Genomic DNA, 18,156 nt, shown 5'->3' with positions numbered 1-18,156 from the left:
GCTTGTCGAGACGGGAGAGCAACGATGCGCGTGCAGCAGCCGGACGGGATCCACCACATCGCGATCATGAGCGCGGACATGAAGGCGCAGCTCACCTTCTTCACCCAGGTGATGGGCTTTCCGCTGAAGGGCCTGTTCGAAATGCACGGCGTGCCGGGCGGCAAGCATGCGTTTCTCGAGATGGGGCCGGACAGCTTCTTCTCGGTGGTCGAACTGGCCGGGATTGATGAAGTCCCCAGCACGATCGGAATCACCCATGCCGGGACCGGCGCCGGCAAATGCGCCGCCGGGACCATGCAGCACATCGCCTTCCGCGTGCCGGACGAGGATGGCCTGATCGCCATGCGCGACCGGATCCGCAGCCATGGCGTTCCTGCCATCGGCCCGATCGGCCACGGCTTCTGCAAGTCGATCTATTTCGCCGGGCCGGAAGGCCTGACGCTGGAGGTCTCTACCCAGGTCGCCCCGCTCGATCCGGCGCGGTGGGTCGATCCCAATATGCTGACCGAATGCGGCATCTCCGGGGCCGAGGCCGAAGCCATGCTGAACCCGCCACCCTGCAACCCGGACGGGCCGGTAGCGCAACCGGCTTACGATCCGGCCGTGCCGAACCTGGCCTATCCGCCCGAGGCGCTGAAGGCGATCCTCGCCGCGCCCGATGCCGCGATCACGGCGCAGGGGACCTATGACGAGCCCCCGGTCCTGGCGTGACGCCCCTTGCCTTGACGCGCCCCGCCCCCTAGCGGCTCCGGCAACAGCGCAAGGAGTCGAACATGGTCCCCCGTTATGCCCGCCCCGCGATGGTTGCCATCTGGGAACCGGAAGCGCGTTTCCGGATCTGGTTCGAGATCGAAGCCCATGCAACCCAGAAACTGGGCGAACTGGGCGTCGTCCCGCCCAGCGGCGCCAAGGCGCTGTGGGACTGGTGGGCGACCAACCCCGCAATCGACGTGGCCGCGATCGACGCGATCGAGGCGGTGACCAAGCACGATGTGATCGCCTTCCTCGATTGGGTGGCCCAGCAGGTCGGCCCGGAAGCGCGCTTCATGCACCAGGGCATGACCAGCAGCGACGTGCTCGACACCACGCTGGCCGTGCAGCTTGCCCGGGCCAGCGATATCCTGCTGGCCGATCTTGACGAGCTGCTGGCCGCGATCAAGCGTCGCGCCTTCGAGCACAAGTACACCCCCACCATCGGCCGCAGCCACGGCATCCACGCCGAGCCAACCACTTTCGGCAAGAAGCTGGCCGAGGCCTATGCCGAATTCAGCCGCTGCAAGGCACGGCTGCTCGCCGCCCGCGCCGAAGTGGCGACCTGCGCGATTTCGGGGGCGGTCGGCACCTTCGCCAACATCGATCCCTCGGTTGAGGAGTACGTCGCGCAGCAACTGGGCCTGGCAGTGGAGCCGGTTTCGACCCAGGTCATCCCGCGCGATCGCCACGCGATGTTCTTCGCCACCCTGGGCGTGATCGCCAGCAGCATCGAGCGCCTTGCAGTCGAGATCCGCCACCTCCAGCGGACCGAAGTGCTGGAGGCCGAGGAATACTTCTCGCCCGGCCAGAAGGGCTCGAGCGCCATGCCGCACAAGCGCAATCCGGTGCTGACCGAGAACCTGACCGGCCTCGCCCGCATGGTCCGCTCGGCCGTGACCCCGGCGCTGGAAAACGTGGCGCTGTGGCACGAACGCGATATCTCGCACTCCTCGGTGGAACGCTTCATCGGCCCCGACGCGACGATCACGCTCGACTTCGCGCTGGCTCGCCTGACCTCCGTGGTCGACAAGCTGGTCGTCTACCCGAAGCGGATGCAGAAGAACCTCGACAAGATGGGGGGCCTCGTCCACTCGCAGCGCGTGTTGCTGGCCCTGACCCAGGCCGGGCTGGAGCGCGATGCCGCCTACCGCCTGGTCCAGCGCAACGCGATGAAGGTCTGGGAGAGCGACGGACAGCTCAACCTGCTCGAACTGCTGAAAGCCGATCCGGAAGTGACCGCGGCGCTCTCGCCTGCTGAGCTCGAGGAAAAGTTCAATCTCGATTACCACTTCAAGGCGATCGACACGATCTTTGCCCGCGTGTTCGGGGCCTAACTTGCCCTTGCCCGCCATCCCGCCTAGCATCGCGAGCAAGCAAGCAGCGGGTAAAGGAGACATGGGGCCATGCAGGTGATCCGGACAGTGATCTGGGTGCTCGTGCTGGTGGCGCTGGGGCTGTTCACGCTGAACAACTGGCAGCCGGTGGAAGTGAAGATCTGGGAAGGTCTGATCCTTGAAACCAAGCTCCCGGCGCTGGTCATCATCTCGTTCCTGATGGGCCTCCTGCCGATGTGGCTGCTGCACAAGGGCGTAAGCTGGCGGTTGAACCGCCGGATCGGCCTGCTCGAAAACACCGTCAAGGCCACCAGCCAGGGCAGACCGGTAGCCGTGGCCACCGCCACCCAGCTTGAAGCCGAAGCCAGCAAGAACGAGGGCGCCGCCTGACATGTCGAACCCGATCTATCTCGCGCTCGACGTTCCCCGGCTGGATGCCGCCGAAGCCCTGGCCCGCAAGGTCAAGGGCCATGTCGGCGGGCTGAAGCTGGGCCTCGAATTCTTCTGCGCCCATGGCCATCACGGCGTGCACGAACTGGCCAAGGTCGGTCTGCCGATCTTCCTCGACCTCAAGCTGCACGATATTCCTAACACCGTAGCCGCAGCGATGCAGGCGATCCACGTGCTGGAGCCGGCCATCGTTACCATCCATGCTGCCGGTGGCCGCGCGATGATGGAAGATGCCAAGGCGGCGGCGGGCGAGCATACCAAGGTCGTGGCCGTGACCCTGCTGACCAGCCTTGACGAAACCGACATGGCCGCCACCGGCGTTGGCGGCAGCGCGCATGATCAGGTTATGCGCCTGGCTGACCTCGCCCATCAGTCCGGCCTCGATGGCATCGTCTGTTCGGGACACGAAGTGGGCGCGGTCCACAAGCAGTGGAAGGACGGCTTCTTCGTTGTCCCCGGTCTGCGCCCGGCCGGCGGGGCCATGGGTGACCAGAAGCGTGCGGTAACCCCGCGCCAGGCCCGCGATGCCGGGGCATCGGTGCTGGTCATCGGCCGCCCGATCAGCCGCGCCGAGGATCCGGTTGCCGCCGCCCGGGCAATCGAGGCCACGCTCTGACGTTCAGCGAGCGGCAAGCATCGTGGGTGCAAAGAGGCAATCCATAAGGAGAACCTCATGAAATTCCTGCGTTTTGCTGCCGCCCCTCTGGCCCTTGCCCTCGCCCTGCCGGGTGCTGCCGCCATGGCCCAGACGGCCAGCCCTGTGGCCGCCATCGCCCCAACGTCCACCCTGCTTTCGATCAGCGCCGAAGCACGCACGTCACGCAAGCCGGACCTTGCCGTGTTCAGCGCCGGGGTGACCAGCCAGGGCAAGACCGCTGCTGCTGCCCTTGCCGCCAATTCGGCCGACATGAACCGTTTTATCGGCGCGCTGAAGGCGGCCGGGATTGCTGACAAGGATATCCAGACCAGCAACCTCAACCTCAATCCGGTCTATGCCCCACCCGTAATCGGCCCCAACGGGCAGGTCGAAAACCAGGAGCCGCGGATCATTGGCTACCAGGTCAACAACCAGGTGACAGTCCGCCAGCGCAAGCTGGCTGAGTTCGGCAAGGTGCTGGACACCCTGGTTGCCGCAGGAGCAAACCAGATCAACGGACCCTCGTTCGAGCTGGACGATGCCGATACCGCGCTGGACGAAGCCCGCAGCGCCGCCATGACCAAGGCCCGCAAGCGCGCCGAGCTTTATGCCAGGGCCGCGGGCCTGAAGGTCAAGCGGATCGTCTCGATCAGCGAGGGCGGCGGTTTCACTCCGCCAGTGCCGATGGTCTACGCCAAGGCCGGGATGATGGCAGAGGCAGCCGCCACACCGGTCGCCTCGGGCGAGCTGACCATGGCCACCACGGTTTCGGTGCAGTTCGAACTGGCACCCTAGGGCTCTAGGGTTTAGGGGGGCGGCAATGCCCGCCCCCGCCATCAAGATCTGCGGCGTTGCCGCTGCCGACGCGCTGGAAGCCACCATTGCCGCGCGCGCGGATTGTGTCGGCTTCAACTTCTATCCGCCCAGCCCCCGCTTCCTGCCGCTGAACCTTGCAGCCGAGCTGGGCGCGCGGGCGGAAGGCCGGATCAAGCGGGTGGGCGTGTTCGTGGCGGCCGAAGCTGCCGCAATGGCCGAAGCTGTGGCGGCGGCCCGGCTCGATGCGATCCAGCTCCACGGCGGCGAATCTCCCGCCCAGGCGGCGGCAATCAAGGCTCGCTTCGGGCTGCCGGTGTGGCAAGTGATCAGCGTCGCGGGTGCTGGCGACATTGCCAAGGCCGAAGCCTATGCCGGCGCGGCCGATTTCATCCTGTTCGATGCCAAGACGCCCAAGGGCACCCTGCCCGGCGGGATGGGGCTGGCTTTCGACTGGTCGCTGCTTACGGCCTATCGCGGTGCGCTGCCCTGGGGCCTGGCGGGCGGTCTCTCCCCAGCGAACGTGGCCGAAGCCGTGCGCATTTCGGGCGCGGGGATGGTCGATACGGCATCGGGGGTCGAATCCGCGCCAGGCGTGAAGGACCCGGCCCTGATCGCAGCCTTCTGCGCCGCGGCACGATCCGCCTGACAGTCTGACGCAGCGACCAGTATCTGGACTTTCGCCCGCTGGACAGCGCCCGCCCGCCGTGCCAAGCGCCTTTGCGTCATGACCGCAGCCAACTCATACCGCAACCAGCCTGATGATCGTGGCCACTTTGGCCAGTTCGGTGGACGCTATGTCGCCGAAACGCTGATGCCACTGATCCTCGATCTTGAGCAGAACTACCGCGCGGCCAAGGCCGACCCGGCGTTCCAGGCCGAATTCGACGACCTGCTGGAACATTACGTCGGCCGCCCCAGCCCGCTCTATTTCGCTCCCCGCCTGACGGAAGAATTGGGCGGCGCGCAGGTCTGGTTCAAGCGCGACGAGCTCAACCACACCGGCGCGCACAAGATCAACAATTGCATCGGCCAGATCCTGCTGGCGATCCGCATGGGCAAGACCCGGATCATTGCCGAAACCGGCGCGGGCCAGCACGGGGTTGCCACGGCCACGGTCTGCGCCCGTTTCGGCCTGCCCTGCGTGGTCTACATGGGCGCGACCGACGTCGCTCGCCAGGCGCCCAACGTGTTCCGGATGAAGCTGCTTGGCGCGGAAGTGGTGCCAGTCACCTCGGGCGCGGCGACGCTGAAGGACGCGATGAACGAGGCGCTGCGCGACTGGGTCGCGAACGTGCACGACACTTTCTACATCATCGGCACCGCTGCCGGCCCGCACCCCTATCCCGAGCTCGTGCGCGATTTCCAGTCGGTGATCGGCAAGGAAGCCCGCGCGCAGATGCTGGCCCGCACCGGCCGCCTGCCCGACCTGCTGGTCGCGGCGATCGGCGGGGGCAGCAATGCCATCGGCCTGTTCCACCCGTTCCTCGATGATCCCTCGGTCAGGATGCTGGGCGTGGAAGCGGCTGGCTATGGCCTCGACAAGGAACACGCCGCCTCGCTCGCGGGCGGGCGTCCGGGCATTCTCCACGGCAACAAGACCTACCTGTTGCAGGACGAGGACGGCCAGATCACCGAAGGCCACTCGATCAGCGCGGGGCTGGATTATCCGGGCATCGGGCCGGAGCATTCGTGGCTCAAGGAAGTGGGCCGGGTCGACTATACCAGCGTGACCGATACCGAAGCACTGGAAGGCTTCCAGCTGCTCTGCCGGACCGAGGGGATCATCCCCGCGCTCGAGCCCAGCCACGCCATCGCCGCCGTTACCAAGGTCGCCCCGACCATGAGCAAGGACCAGATCGTGCTGGTCAACCTCTGCGGCCGCGGCGACAAGGACATCTTCTCGGTCGCGGAGCACCTCGGGGTGAAGCTGTGACGCGCCTTGCTGCCGCTTTTGCCAAGGGCCGCCCGGCCCTCGTCACCTTCGTCACCGGGGGTGATCCGACGCCGGAAGCGACCCCCGCGATCCTCGATGCGCTGGTAGTCGGTGGGGCCGACGTGATCGAACTGGGCATGCCCTTCACCGATCCGATGGCCGATGGTCCGGCGATCCAGAAGGCCAACCTGCGCTCGCTGGGCGCGGGCACCCGCACGGCGGACATCCTCAAGATCGCGACCGATTTCCGCGCCCGGCATCCAGACGTGCCGCTGGTGCTGATGGGCTATGCCAACCCGATGACCATTCGCGGTTCCGACTGGTTCGCTGACCAGTGCACCGCTGCGGGCGTCGACGGGGTCATCTGCGTCGACATTCCGCCCGAGGAAGACCCGGAACTGGGCCCCGCGCTGCGCGCCAAGGGCATCTCGCTGATCCGGCTCGCCACCCCCACTACCGATGCAGCGCGGCTGCCGGCGGTGCTCGATGGTTCGTCGGGCTTTCTCTACTACGTCTCGGTTGCCGGGATTACGGGCATGCAACAGGCCGCCGTCGGTTCGATTGCCGAGGCGATGGCACGGATCAAGGCCGCAACCGATCTTCCCGTTGCCGTCGGCTTCGGCGTGCGCACCCCCGAACAGGCCGCCGCCTTTGCCAAGGTGGCGGACGGCGTGGTGGTCGGCTCGGCGCTGGTTGATCTGGTCGGTGAGCATGGCGTGAATGCAGCTGGTCCAGTGCAGGAATTGACTGCGGCATTGGCGGCGGCGGTCCATTCGGCTAGGGACTGAGCCATGAGCTGGATCGACCGCGTTCGCAAAGCGCTGCCCTTCAAGGACAAGCGCGACACTCCGGACAACCTCTGGATCAAGTGCCCTTCGTGCAGCGAAATGCTGTTCACCAAGGAGTACGAGGAAAACCTCAACGTCTGCCCGCGCTGCGAGCATCACGGGCGGATCGGTGCCGATGCTCGGTTTGCCCAGTTGCTCGATCCCGGTTTCACGGTCCTGCCTTCGCCCAAGGTCAAGGAAGACCCGCTGAAGTTCAAGGACCAGAAGAAGTATCCCGACCGGCTGAAGGCCGCCCGCGCCGCCAATCCGCACCCCGATGCGCTGACCAATGCGCTTGGCGCGATCGGCGGGCACAAGGCGGTGCTGGGTGTGCAGGACTTCGCCTTCATGGGCGGATCGATGGGCATGGCCGTGGGTGCGGCTTTCGTCGCAGGGGCGGACAAGGCGCTCAAGGAAAAATGCGCTTACGTAATCTGCACCGCTGCCGGCGGCGCGCGGATGCAGGAAGGCATCCTGTCGCTGATGCAGATGCCCAAGTGCACCGTGGCGATCCGCCGCCTGAATGCCGCTGGCCTGCCCTATATCGTCGTGCTGACTGATCCGACCACCGGTGGCGTCACCGCCTCCTACGCCATGCTCGGCGATGTCCAGATTGCCGAGCCGGGCTGCCTGATCGGCTTTGCCGGCCAGCGCGTGATCCAGGACACGATCCGCGAAAAGCTGCCCGAAGGCTTCCAGCGCGCCGAATACCTGCATGAGCATGGCATGGTCGACATGGTGGTCCACCGCCGCGACCTGAAGGATCGGCTCGCGCTGGTGCTGGACTACCTGGGGACTGCCAAGGCAGCCTGACCCCGGTGCGCGATTTCGCCACGTCTGAGAACCCTCGCGTCCAGGCGCAGCTTGACCGGCTGGGCGCGCTCTCCGTGCCGGAGGGGCGGCTGGGGCTGGAAACGATCCGCGCGCTGCTGTCGCGCCTTGGCGATCCGCACAAGCGCCTGCCCCCGGTGTTCCATGTCGCCGGCACCAATGGCAAGGGCAGCACCTGCGCCTTCCTGCGCGCCATGCTGGAGGCCGAGGGCCATCGCGTCCACGCCACGATCAGCCCGCACCTGGTCCGCTATAACGAGCGCATCCGGCTGGCCGGAAAGCTGATCGACGATGACCGGCTGGCCGATGTGCTGGCCGAAGTGCTGGACCTTGGGCATGATCTCAACCCCAGCTTCTTCGAAGTGACCATCGCCGCTGCCTTTGCCGAGTTCGCGCGGGTTCCGGCCGATGCCTGCGTGGTCGAGGTGGGCATGGGTGGCCGGTTCGACGCGACCAATGTCCTTGAGCAACCCGTCGCCTGCGGGATTGCCGCGCTGGGTCTGGATCACGAACGCTTCCTGCTCGCCCCCGAAGACGGCGTGCCGACCGTGCCGCTGGAACGGATCGCCTTCGAAAAGGCCGGGATCGCCAAGCCCGGTGTGCCGCTGGTCACGCAGGAATATGCGACCGGCATGACCAAGGCCGTGCTTGACCAGGCGATGCGGGCCGGGGCCCGCCCCGCCCTGCGCGGGCTGGACTGGTTTGCCGAGCTGGGTGAAACGATCGCCTATCGTGACCGGCATGGCATGCTCGACCTGCCACTACCCGCCCTGCCCGGCCCGCATCAGGCGGACAATGCGGTCCTTGCCGTGGCCATGCTGCGGCATCAGAGCGCGCTCGCCGTGTCCGAAGCGGCGATCCGCGCCGGGTTGGACGCCGCCACCTGGCCCGCGCGGATGCAGCGACTGCAGCCGGGCCCGCTGACCGGCAGTCGCGAGGTCTGGCTTGATGGCGGGCACAATCCTTCGGCCGGAGCCGCGCTCGCCGCGCACTTCAGGGACCAGCGCTTCCACCTGATCATTGGCATGCTGGCCAACAAGGACCCCGCCGCGCTCACCGGCCCGCTGGCCGCCAATGCCGCGACGATCTCGGCAGTCCCGGTGCCAACGCACGAATGGCATGATGCCGCCGCCTTTGGCCCCGCAGCAGTCGCCCTCCCCGATGTACCCAGCGCACTTGCCGCCCTGCCGCAGGATGGCCTGCCGGTGCTGATCGCGGGCTCGCTCTATCTCGCGGGCGAGGTGTTGAAACTGAACGGCGAAGTGCCGGATTGATCAGCCGGGCTTTTCCGCCTCGCTCCCCGCGCTGCCCATCGCCGCGTCGACCAGCCCGGTCCGGCTCATCCACCAGAACAGCACGATCCCCGGCACGGCCAGCACGGTGGTAAGCACATAGAACTGGACGTAACCGATGCCCTCGATCAGGCCGCCCGCAGTGGTGCCGGTCACAAAGCGACCGATCACGCTCGCCCCGGCTGAAATCAGGGCATACTGCGCGGCGGTAAAGCGCAGGTCGCACAGCGCCGAGAAATAGGCGACGACCACCACGCCACCATAGCCCGAAGCCGCGTTCTCAAACCCGATTGCAGCCGCCATGCCCAGGTTCGAATGGCCCGCTGCCGCCAGTCCGGCAAAGCTGAGGTTGGAAATGCACATCAGCACCAGCGCGATCAGCACCGACTTCTTCAGCCCAAGCCGGGCATAGGCGACGCCGCCGATGAATATTCCGATCAGATAGGCCCAAAAGCCGACGCCGACATCGTAGATCGCGATCTCGTCATTGCTGAAGCCCAGGTCATCGAACAGCAGCCGGAACGTGAGGTTTGCCAGCGTGTCACCGATCTTGTGGACCAGGATGAACAACAGCACCAGCAGCGCCCCGTTGCGCTGGAAGAACTCCGCGAAAGGCCCGGCGATCGAGGTCCAGACCTCAGCCAGGCCGCGGCGCGCGGCAGCCGCGCGGTGGCGGGCCGGTTCGCCCATGAACAATGCGGTCAGCATGGCTGGCAGGGCAAAGCTGGCGCAAGCGATATAGGCCATCGACCAGTCGCTGCGCGCCGCTACGACCAGCGCCAGCGCCCCGGCCCCGGCCGAGCCGATCCGCCAGCCATACTGGCTCATCCCCGAACCGGTGCCGAGCTGGTAGGGCTTCAACGTCTCGATCCGGTAGGCATCGATCACGATATCGAAGGTCGCCCCGGCAATCCCGACCAGGATCGCCGCAGTGGCCGTGGCCGCGATATCGGCGCTTGGGTCGATCAAAGCCAGGTTCACCACGGCCGCGATCACGAGCAGGCCGGACACGATCATCCACGAGACCCGCTGGCCGAGCCGGCCGATCAGCGGCAGGCGCACGCCATCGACGATCCAGGCCCAGAACACTTTCAGATTATAGACCAGGAAGGCCAGGGTGAAGGCGGTAACAGTCTTCTTGTCGATCCCGTCCTGCGCCAGCCGCGTGGTCAGCGTCGCGCCGATCATGGCATAGGGAAAGCCGGAGGAGACCCCCAGGAAAAAGGCGGCAAGCGATTCCTTTTCGAGGTATGGCTTGATTGAGCCCAGCAAGCTGCGTTCGCCGGACGCTACGGTTTGACTGGCTTCGTTCACGGCGCTTGCTCCCGGGTCGATTTCGCGCGAACCTAGCGCGGGAACGGAGGATTGGTAGCCCGCATGGCAACAGCATCCACACTTCCGGGCACTAGCCCTACCCCTGGCCAGCTCGCCCTGGCGCAAGCGATTGTCGATGGATGCGGGCGCAGCGGCAGCGGGATCACCCGGGTGCCGGCCAGCGTCTATACCGATCCGGCGCACTGGGCGCGCGAGCAGGCCGGGCTGTTCGGCCGTCTGCCGCAGGTGCTGTGTCCTTCGGCGCTGCTGCCCGATCCCAACATGGCCGTACCGCACGATGCCACTGGCCGACCGCTGCTGATCACCCGCGATGGCGACGGGCAGGTCCATGTCTTCCTCAACGTCTGCAAGCATCGCGGCACCCGGCTGGTCGAAGGGCAAGACGTGCAATGCGGCAAGCGGCTGACCTGCCCCTACCACGCCTGGACCTATGCCACCGATGGCCGCCTGTTGGCCCTGCCCCGCCCCGATTCGTTCCCGGGACTGGACAAGGCCGGTTATAGCCTGGCCGAATTGCCCAGTTGCGAGGCGGGCGGACTGATCTGGTATGCGCCGAAAGGTGAGGCCGACTTCGGCCACGCGATCACCCTCGGCGCCGATTTCGATGCCTTCGCCATGCGCGACCTGCACCTGTTCGCGCGCAAGACCCATGACGTTGCTTCCAACTGGAAGCTGATCATGGATGCCTTCCTCGAAAGCTACCATGTGCTGCGCCTGCACGCCTCGACGATCGCGCCGTTCTTCAAGGATGGCGTGACCAGCGGTGACCAAATCGGCCCGCACCAGCGCAGCTTTGTAGGCCGCGCGGCCGAGATGGAAGGCGTGGACCTGACCGACATGGCCGCGCTGCGGCGGCTGGGCACCTTTGCCTATCAGCTGTTCCCCGCCACGGTGGTGATCATGAGCCCTGACTACATCAACGTCATGTCGTTCTGGCCGCAGGCGCATGACCGCACCCTGGTCGAGGATTTCATGCTGATCCCCGAGGCTCCGCAGACCGACAAGGCCCGCGACCACTGGGAGCGGAGCTGGGCGCTGCTCGACGGCGGAGTGTTCGGCGCCGAGGATTTCCGCGCCGCGGCGCTCGGCCAGCAGGGATTATCGACCGGCGCGGTGCCCGAACTGACGCTTGGTACGCTGGAAGGCGGGATCCGACGGCTGCACGAGATCTGCGAAGAACAACTGGCGCTTGCCGAAGGGTGACGCGCGGGCGTTCTGCCGCTAAGGCCGCGCCATGACTGCATCCGACAATCCCCGAACAGGCGATCGCATCGCCAAACTCCTTGCCCGCGCCGGCATCGCCAGCCGCCGCGAGGTTGAGCGGATGATCGCGGATGGCCGGGTCAAGATCGGCGATGAAGTGGTCACCACCCCCAACACCGTGCTGACCAGCCTGAAGGGCGTGAACGTGGACGGCAAGGCGGTGAAAGACCCCGATGCCGCGCGGCTGTTCCTGTTCCACAAGCCTGCCGGGCTGATCACCGCCGAGCGCGATCCCGCGGGTCGGCCAACGATCTACACCGCGCTGCGCAATGCCCTGCCCGCCAACGCGGGCCGCGTGATGCCGATCGGGCGACTGGACTTCAACACCGAGGGACTGCTGCTGCTGACCAATGATGGCGGCCTGAAGCGAACCATGGAGCTGCCTTCCACCGGCCTGCCGCGCACCTATCGCGCCCGCACCTTTGGCGATGTCACGCAGGACCAGCTGGAGGAGCTGATCGAGGGGATCGAGATCGAGGGCATCCGTTATGGCCCGATCAACGCCAACATGGAGCGCAGCACCGGGCGCAACCAGTGGATCGAAGTGACGATCACCGAAGGCAAGAACCGCGAAGTGCGCCGTGTGCTGGAGCATCTCGGCCTCGAAGTCAGCCGCCTGATCCGCACCGCCTATGGCCCGTTCGAACTGCTTGACCTGCCACGCGGCCAGGTGGTCGAGATCCGCCAGGTCGAGGTGGAGCGGTTCGTCAAAAGTCTCAAGGTGCCGGGCGAAACAGAAGCCGCGCCGCCGCGCCCTGCGCATGACCAGGCCCGGATGCGTATCCGCCGCGATGGGCCGCGCAAGCCTTCCGGGCCGAAGCCGGCTGCGGGCAAGCCAGCTGCCCGCAAGGGCCCGCCGCGCAAGCCGGGCCCACCGCGCAAACCTGGGACGCCGCGCAAATGAGCCTGCGGATCATTGCCGGGCAATGGCGCGGCAGGAAGCTCGTCGCGCCGGTGGGCGATGCCACGCGCCCCACTGCCGACCGCACGCGTGAAACGCTGTTTTCGATGCTGGTCAGCCGGATCGGCGATTTCGAAGGACTGACCGTGGCCGACCTGTTCGCCGGATCGGGCGCGCTGGGGCTGGAAGCGCTATCACGCGGTGCCGCCTCGTGCCTGTTCGTCGAGCAGGATGCCCCGGCCCTGCGCGCGCTGCGCAGCAATATCGCCAACCTCCACGCCCAGCCGCAAAGCGAGGTGCGCGCCGGATCGGTGCTGGCGATGGGGCCGGCCAAGACCCCACTCGACCTGATCCTGCTCGATCCGCCTTATGGCACTGGCGCGGGCCAGGTAGCGCTCGACAAGCTCAACCGCCTCGGCTGGATCGGCCCGGCGACCTGGATCAGCCTTGAAACCGGGTACGACGAAGTGCCGCAGGTCAAAGGCCTTGAAGCCCTCGCCGATCGCAAAGTCGGCAAGGCGCGGCTGACGCTGTTCAGGCTTGCGGCCTAGCCGCGAGGATTCCCGCCAGCGTCACCAGCCCGGCCACGCTTAGCAGCAGCCCGGCCTGCGCGCCCATCCCTTGCCCGGCCAGCCATTGCGCCGCCAGAGGGGTCAGCGCCCCGCCAACGATGCCGCCCGCGTTGAAAGCGACCGAAATCCCGCTGTAGCGCACCCCCACTGGGAACAGCGTCGGCAGCCAGCCGCCAAGCGGGCCATAGACGAAGCCCATCACCAGCAGCGCTGCGGCGAGCGTCGCGAAGATTGTCGGCAGCGAGCCGGAAGCCAGCCCTGGCCCGAAAGCAAAGCCCAAAGCTACGGTGGCCAGCGCGCCGAGCAGCAGCGTGCGCCCCGGCGCGGTCCGGTCGGCATGGATCGCGGCCAGAATGATGCCAAGCGCCAGGAAGGTATTGGCCCCCAGCTGCACCGCCAGGAACGTCTCGCGACTATAGCCGAAGGTGGTCGTCCCCTGGGCCAGGGCATAGGCCGTGGCGAGATAGAAGATCGCGAAGCAGGCGATCACCCCGGCGCTTCCGGCCAGCAGCGCACCCGAATGACGCCGCAGTTCCCATAGCGGCACGGCATGCGGCGGAGCCTTGTCGAGCGCTTCCTGAAAGGCAGGCGTTTCGCCGATCTTCAGCCGCACCCACAGGCCGATGATCACCAGCACGGCGCTGAACAGGAACGGGATGCGCCAGCCCCAGGCATTGAACGCGGCATCATCCAGCCACAGCCCCAGCACCAGGAATAGCCCGTTGGCGGCGAGGAAGCCCAGCGGCGCGCCCAGTTGCGGGGCAGCGCCAAACCGGGCGGTCCAGCCCTGCGGCGCGTTTTCCACCGCCAGCAGCGCCGCTCCACCCCATTCGCCGCCCAGGCCAAACCCCTGCCCGAACCGCAGCACGCAGAGCAGCGCCGGAGCGACCCAGCCGATCATCGCGTAGGTGGGCAAGAAGGCAATCAGCAGCGTCGATCCGCCCATCAGCAGCAGCGAGGCGACCAGGGTCGACTTGCGCCCGATCCGGTCCCCGAAATGGCCAAAGGCGATCGCCCCCACCGGCCGCGCGAAGAAGGCAATGCCGAAGCTCATGAAGCTGAGCATCACCTGCGTGGTCGGATCGCTGGAGGGGAAGAACAGCGGCCCGAACACGAGCGCCGCGGCCGTGGCGTAGATGTAGAAATCATAGAATTCCACCGCGGTGCCAACGAGGCTGGCGGTGAGGATGCGGGCGTGCTGGCGGATCGGGTGCATGGGCGCAAGTGCTGCGGGCCAAAGACGCTGGTGTCAACCGGCGCGATGCCCTTGCGCCGCGCGGCGATGTTCCCTAGCCGTTCCGCGTGACCACGCTTCCCGACTCAAGCTCCGATCCCCTGCTCAGCGGGCTCAATCCCCCGCAGCGCGAAGCCGTGCTGGCGACCGAGGGCCCGGTGCTGATGCTGGCCGGGGCGGGCACCGGCAAGACCGCGGCGCTGACCGCGCGGCTGGCGCACATCATCCGCAGCCGCCTGGCCTGGCCGAGCGAGATCCTTTGCGTCACCTTCACCAACAAGGCCGCGCGCGAGATGAAGGAGCGGGTCGGCCACCTGGTCGGCCCGGCGGTGGAAGGGATGCCCTGGCTCGGTACCTTCCATGCGATTGCCGCCAAGATGCTGCGCCGCCATGCCGAACTGGCTGGCCTGCAACAGAACTACACGATCATCGATACCGACGATCAACTCCGCGTGCTCAAGCAGCTGATCCAGGCCGAGGGGCTGGATGACAAGCGCTGGCCGCCGCGCCAGCTGGCCCAGTGCATCGATCGCTGGAAAAACAAGGGCCTGCGCCCCGAAGATCTGGATGCACTTGAAAACGAGAGCTTCGCCAATGGCCAGGGGCAGAAGTTCTACCGGCTTTACCAGGACCGGCTGAAGGCGCTGAATGCCTGCGATTTCGGCGATCTGCTGCTGCACATGCTGACCATCCTGCGCAGCCACCCCGAGGTGCTGGAGCAGTACCGGCAGCGCTTCAAATACATCATGGTGGACGAGTACCAGGATACCAACCAGGTCCAGTACCTGTGGCTGCGCCTGCTGGCCCAGCCACGCCACAACATCTGCGTGGTGGGCGATGACGACCAGTCGATCTATTCATGGCGTGGCGCAGAAGTGGCCAATATCCTGCGGTTTGAAAAAGATTTTCCGGGCGCAAAGATCATCAAGCTGGAGCAGAACTATCGCTCCACGCCAGACATTCTAGCCGCCGCCTCTGGCCTGATCGATGCGAACAGCCAGCGGCTGGGCAAGACGCTGTGGACCGAGCGCAACGGCGGCGACAAGGTTCGCGTGATCGGCGTGTGGGACGCGCCCGAGGAAGCCCGCCGGGTCGGCGAGGAGATCGAGCGGCTGGAGCGCGAAGGGGCCAGCCTCAACCAGGCGGCGATCCTGGTCCGCGCCCAGTTCCAGACCCGCGAGTTCGAGGACCGCTTCATCGCGATCGGCATGGGTTACAAGATCATCGGCGGCTTCCGGTTCTACGAACGTGCTGAAATCCGCGATGCCCTCGCCTATCTCCGCCTGATCGCCCAGCCGAGCGACGACCTGGCTTTCGAGCGGATCTACAACACCCCCAAGCGCGGCCTGGGCGACAAGACGCTGGAAAAGCTGCACCGCCATGCCCGCGCGCGCGGCGTGCCGCTGAGCCTGGCGGCGGTCGAGATTGCCGATACCGACGAGCTGCCCGCGCGGGCACGCAACACGCTGCTGGCCTTCATGCGCGACATCGCCCGCTGGCGCGACCTAGCCAAGACCGCCTCCCCGGCTGAACTGGTCCGCACCCTGCTGGACGAGAGCGGCTACACCGCCGCGCTTCAGGCAGAAAAAAGCGCGGAGAGCGCCGGCCGCCTAGAAAACCTGGTCGAACTCGCCCGCGCCATGGAGGATTACGAGACGCTCGGCGATTTCCTCGAACACGTCAGCCTGGTGATGGACAACGAGGCCGCCGACGATGCCGAGAAGGTCACCATCATGACGATGCACGGCGCCAAGGGGCTGGAATTCGACAACGTCTTCCTGCCCGGCTGGGAAGAAGGCGTCTTCCCCAGCCAGCGGTCGCTCGATGAGGGCGGGCTTGCCAGCCTGGAGGAGGAACGCCGCCTGGCCTATGTCGCGATCACCCGCGCGCGGCGGCGCTGCACGATCCTCCACGCCGCCAACCGGCGGATCTATGGCCAGTGGACCAGTTCGATCCCCAGCCGCTTCATTGCCGAGCTGCCCGAAGCCCATATCGAACAGGAATCGAGCCTGTCGGGCGGAGCCTCGCTGTGGCGGGCACAGTGGAGCGAATGTGACGATCCCTTCGCCCATGTCGCACGCGACAATGCCAGCCGCAGTGCCGCGCGCGGACCGGGCTGGCAGCGCGCCGCCGCGCAAAGCTATGATCCCACCCCGCGCCGCCTGCCCGAAGCGACCCGCTCTGCCGCCAGCTTCGCCGCCAAGCAGCGCAGCGACGTGCGGGTCGGCGCGCGTGTGTTCCACGACAAGTTCGGTTACGGCACGATCACCGCGCAGGAAGGCAACAAGCTGGAGATCGACTTCGAGACCGCCGGGCCCAAGCGCGTGATCGACAGTTTCGTGAAACTGGCCTGAGTACCGGTTGCCAAGGCGGCTTGCCTGATCATCCCCGTCCGGCCATCCTTCGCCCTCGATTTCGGGGGGCCTTCGAGATGGGGAGAACAGACCAATGCATGACCGCCGCACGCTGATCCGCAATTCCCTGCTGCTGGGGGCTGGAGCCGCGTTCCTGCCGAACCGCGTCTTTGCCAAGGCCGATGCCCGCGCCGCGATCCGCGCAGCCGCGCTGAAGAACAAGGCGGCGGACATCAAGCGCATCCAGGACTGGATCGGCCTGCCGACGATTGCGGCCGAAAACCTCAATATCGCACAGGGCGCGGCCTATATGGAGGAACTGGCCCGCGCCGCAGGGTTCACCGGCGTTCGCCAGGTTCCGACCAGCTCCGGCATTCCCGGTGTGTTCGGCGTGATGGACAACGGCGCCAAGACCACGCTGGGCATCTACTTCATGTACGATGTGAAGCAGTTCGATCCCGCCGAATGGCAATCGCACCCGCTGGAAGCGCGGATTGTCGACAAGCCCGGCTGGGGCCAGGTGATCATGGGCCGCGGCGCGGTGAACCAGAAGGGGCCGGAAGCAACCTTGCTGGCCGCGCTTCACGCCATGAAGACCGCCGGGGTGAAGCCCCCGGTCAACCTGGTGCTGGTGGCCGAGGGCGAGGAAGAGATCGGCTCCCCCAATTTCCGCCAGATCGTCGAAACGCCGGACGTGCTGGCTGCGCTGCGCAAGTGCGCCGGCATTTTCATTCCCGCCGGCTGGCAAGGCCCCAATGGCGAGGTTCAGGTCAACCTTGGCTCCAAGGGCGTGATCGAGCTGGAACTGATCGCCAGTGGCGAAAAGTGGGGCCGCGGGCCGAAGGACGATATCCATTCCAGCCTCAAGGCGGTGGTCGACAGCCCGGTCTGGCGGCTGGTCACGGCGCTCAACACGCTGGTCACGCCCGATGGCAATACGGCCGCGATCGACGGCTGGTTCGAGAATGTCCGCAAGCTGACTCCGCGCGAACGGGAACTGATCGCGCAGGTGGCGGCGGCCGGGAACGAGGCGCAGCAAAAGCAGTCGCTCGGCGTCACCCACTGGATCGACAACCTGCCCTATAACCAGGCGCTGGAGCGGCTGGCGCAGGAGCCGACCGTCAATATCGAAGGGCTGGTGGCGGGCTATACCGGCCCCGGTGGCAAGACCATCCTGCCGGGCAAGGCCACAGCCAAGCTCGACCTGCGGCTGGTCCCCAACCAGACCCGCGCCGAAGCCGAGCGCAAGCTGCGCGCGCATCTCGACAAGCGCGGTTTCCAGGATATCGAGATGAAAGTCAGCGGCGGCTATGATCCGACCGAGACCGCAGAGGACAGCCGCCTGATCCGCGCCGAGCTGGCCAGCTATCGCGCGCTGGGCGTCACCGCCAATCTCAACCCGCGGCTCGCCGGATCGTGGCCGGGCGCGGTCTTTACCGCCCCGCCCGTCTCGATCCCCGCCGGCCACTTCGGGATCGGCAGCGGCAGCGGCGCCCATGCGCCGAACGAGTGGTATCTGGTGGAATCGACCAATCCCAAGGTCGCCGGGATCACCGACGCGACGATGGGCTATGTCGAAATGATGTACCAACTGGCGGCGCTCAAATAGCGCCGCTCCAGCCGG

Annotated in this window: 16 protein-coding genes and 1 pseudogene; 15 read left to right on the top strand and 2 right to left on the bottom strand. The window is 66.6% G+C overall.

Going from position 1 to position 18,156, the window contains the following annotated elements; all coding sequences use genetic code 11:
• Positions 1-24: 24 nt before the first annotated feature.
• The 10 genes from O9281_RS04065 to O9281_RS04020 all read left to right on the top strand — a co-directional run bounded on the left by O9281_RS04065 (position 25) and on the right by O9281_RS04020 (position 8,855).
• Positions 25-711, top strand: coding sequence for a VOC family protein (locus O9281_RS04065; RefSeq protein ID WP_298183100.1), 687 nt, complete (start codon positions 25-27; stop codon positions 709-711).
• Positions 712-773: 62 nt separating this feature from the next.
• Positions 774-2,087 carry an adenylosuccinate lyase gene (gene purB, locus O9281_RS04060; RefSeq protein WP_298183097.1) on the top strand — a complete coding sequence of 438 codons (1,314 nt, stop codon included), beginning with the start codon at positions 774-776 and terminating at the stop codon, positions 2,085-2,087.
• A gap of 69 nt (positions 2,088-2,156) precedes the next feature.
• Positions 2,157-2,477, top strand: coding sequence for a DUF1049 domain-containing protein (locus O9281_RS04055; RefSeq protein WP_298183095.1), 321 nt, complete (start codon positions 2,157-2,159; stop codon positions 2,475-2,477).
• Between the two features lies 1 nt (position 2,478).
• On the top strand, positions 2,479-3,153 hold the full coding sequence (gene pyrF, locus O9281_RS04050; RefSeq protein WP_298183092.1) for an orotidine-5'-phosphate decarboxylase: 675 nt from the start codon (positions 2,479-2,481) through the stop codon (positions 3,151-3,153).
• A 57-nt stretch (positions 3,154-3,210) separates the two neighbouring features.
• Positions 3,211-3,969, top strand: a complete 759-nt coding sequence (locus O9281_RS04045) for an SIMPL domain-containing protein (RefSeq protein WP_298183089.1) — start codon at positions 3,211-3,213, stop codon at positions 3,967-3,969.
• Positions 3,970-3,994: 25 nt separating this feature from the next.
• Positions 3,995-4,636: a phosphoribosylanthranilate isomerase gene (locus tag O9281_RS04040; protein WP_298183087.1), complete on the top strand. Its 642-nt coding sequence runs from the start codon at positions 3,995-3,997 to the stop codon at positions 4,634-4,636.
• Between the two features lie 78 nt (positions 4,637-4,714).
• Positions 4,715-5,923: a tryptophan synthase subunit beta gene (gene trpB, locus O9281_RS04035; protein WP_298183084.1), complete on the top strand. Its 1,209-nt coding sequence runs from the start codon at positions 4,715-4,717 to the stop codon at positions 5,921-5,923.
• Positions 5,920-6,711: a tryptophan synthase subunit alpha gene (trpA, locus tag O9281_RS04030; RefSeq protein WP_298183081.1), complete on the top strand. Its 792-nt coding sequence runs from the start codon at positions 5,920-5,922 to the stop codon at positions 6,709-6,711. The genes trpB and trpA overlap by 4 nt, the downstream gene beginning before the upstream one ends.
• 3 nt (positions 6,712-6,714) lie before the next feature.
• Positions 6,715-7,563: an acetyl-CoA carboxylase, carboxyltransferase subunit beta gene (gene accD, locus O9281_RS04025; RefSeq protein ID WP_298183078.1), complete on the top strand. Its 849-nt coding sequence runs from the start codon at positions 6,715-6,717 to the stop codon at positions 7,561-7,563.
• Between the two features lie 5 nt (positions 7,564-7,568).
• Entirely contained in the window at positions 7,569-8,855 is a 1,287-nt protein-coding gene (locus tag O9281_RS04020; RefSeq protein WP_298183075.1) for a folylpolyglutamate synthase/dihydrofolate synthase family protein, read from the top strand.
• Here the strand turns inward: O9281_RS04020 and O9281_RS04015 are convergent, their stop codons facing one another.
• Positions 8,856-10,187: an MFS transporter gene (locus O9281_RS04015; RefSeq protein WP_298183072.1), complete on the bottom strand. Its 1,332-nt coding sequence runs from the start codon at positions 10,185-10,187 to the stop codon at positions 8,856-8,858. It lies immediately after the preceding gene.
• 63 nt (positions 10,188-10,250) lie between these two features.
• Here O9281_RS04015 and O9281_RS04010 point away from each other — a divergent pair, with 63 nt between their 5' ends.
• From O9281_RS04010 to rsmD, 3 genes and pseudogenes are all read left to right on the top strand, one after another.
• Positions 10,251-11,411 (top strand): aromatic ring-hydroxylating dioxygenase subunit alpha, encoded by a 1,161-nt coding sequence (locus O9281_RS04010; protein WP_298183069.1) that lies wholly within the window; start codon positions 10,251-10,253, stop codon positions 11,409-11,411.
• Between the two features lie 31 nt (positions 11,412-11,442).
• Positions 11,443-12,195, top strand: a pseudogene (locus O9281_RS04005) (pseudouridine synthase); the annotation flags it as partial.
• 176 nt (positions 12,196-12,371) lie between these two features.
• Positions 12,372-12,923: a 16S rRNA (guanine(966)-N(2))-methyltransferase RsmD gene (rsmD, locus tag O9281_RS04000; protein ID WP_298183066.1), complete on the top strand. Its 552-nt coding sequence runs from the start codon at positions 12,372-12,374 to the stop codon at positions 12,921-12,923.
• Here rsmD and O9281_RS03995 read toward each other — a convergent pair.
• Entirely contained in the window at positions 12,907-14,160 is a 1,254-nt protein-coding gene (locus tag O9281_RS03995; RefSeq protein ID WP_298183063.1) for an MFS transporter, read from the bottom strand. The two genes, rsmD and O9281_RS03995, sit on opposite strands and share 17 nt — an antisense overlap.
• An 86-nt stretch (positions 14,161-14,246) precedes the next feature.
• Between O9281_RS03995 and O9281_RS03990 the strand changes: the two genes are divergently transcribed.
• Positions 14,247-16,532, top strand: coding sequence for an ATP-dependent helicase (locus tag O9281_RS03990; protein ID WP_298183060.1), 2,286 nt, complete (start codon positions 14,247-14,249; stop codon positions 16,530-16,532).
• Positions 16,533-16,626: 94 nt separating this feature from the next.
• The gene (locus tag O9281_RS03985) at positions 16,627-18,141 is read left to right on the top strand and encodes a M20/M25/M40 family metallo-hydrolase (RefSeq protein WP_298183058.1); all 1,515 of its coding nucleotides are present in this window, start codon (positions 16,627-16,629) and stop codon (positions 18,139-18,141) included.
• Positions 18,142-18,156: the final 15 nt, after the last annotated feature.

This window comes from Novosphingobium sp., from assembly GCF_027531025.1.
Taxonomy (GTDB): Bacteria; Pseudomonadota; Alphaproteobacteria; order Sphingomonadales; family Sphingomonadaceae; genus Novosphingobium.
The sequence above is the reverse complement of the archived record's forward strand: the minus strand, read 5'-3'. Positions and strand labels throughout refer to the sequence as shown.

What these genes read in the sequence shown, in the direction of transcription:
- O9281_RS04010 (WP_298183069.1), top strand. Translation starts at nt 10,251, where the DNA reads ATGGCAACAGCATCCACACTTCCGGGCACTAGCCCTACCCCTGGCCAG.
- O9281_RS04040 (WP_298183087.1), top strand. Translation starts at nt 3,995, where the DNA reads ATGCCCGCCCCCGCCATCAAGATCTGCGGCGTTGCCGCTGCCGACGCG.
- trpB (WP_298183084.1), top strand. Translation starts at nt 4,715, where the DNA reads ATGACCGCAGCCAACTCATACCGCAACCAGCCTGATGATCGTGGCCAC.
- purB (WP_298183097.1), top strand. Translation starts at nt 774, where the DNA reads ATGGTCCCCCGTTATGCCCGCCCCGCGATGGTTGCCATCTGGGAACCG.
- O9281_RS03995 (WP_298183063.1), bottom strand. Translation starts at nt 14,160, where the DNA reads ATGCACCCGATCCGCCAGCACGCCCGCATCCTCACCGCCAGCCTCGTT.
- O9281_RS04065 (WP_298183100.1), top strand. Translation starts at nt 25, where the DNA reads ATGCGCGTGCAGCAGCCGGACGGGATCCACCACATCGCGATCATGAGC.
- O9281_RS04045 (WP_298183089.1), top strand. Translation starts at nt 3,211, where the DNA reads ATGAAATTCCTGCGTTTTGCTGCCGCCCCTCTGGCCCTTGCCCTCGCC.
- pyrF (WP_298183092.1), top strand. Translation starts at nt 2,479, where the DNA reads ATGTCGAACCCGATCTATCTCGCGCTCGACGTTCCCCGGCTGGATGCC.
- accD (WP_298183078.1), top strand. Translation starts at nt 6,715, where the DNA reads ATGAGCTGGATCGACCGCGTTCGCAAAGCGCTGCCCTTCAAGGACAAG.
- O9281_RS03985 (WP_298183058.1), top strand. Translation starts at nt 16,627, where the DNA reads ATGCATGACCGCCGCACGCTGATCCGCAATTCCCTGCTGCTGGGGGCT.
- O9281_RS04055 (WP_298183095.1), top strand. Translation starts at nt 2,157, where the DNA reads ATGCAGGTGATCCGGACAGTGATCTGGGTGCTCGTGCTGGTGGCGCTG.
- rsmD (WP_298183066.1), top strand. Translation starts at nt 12,372, where the DNA reads ATGAGCCTGCGGATCATTGCCGGGCAATGGCGCGGCAGGAAGCTCGTC.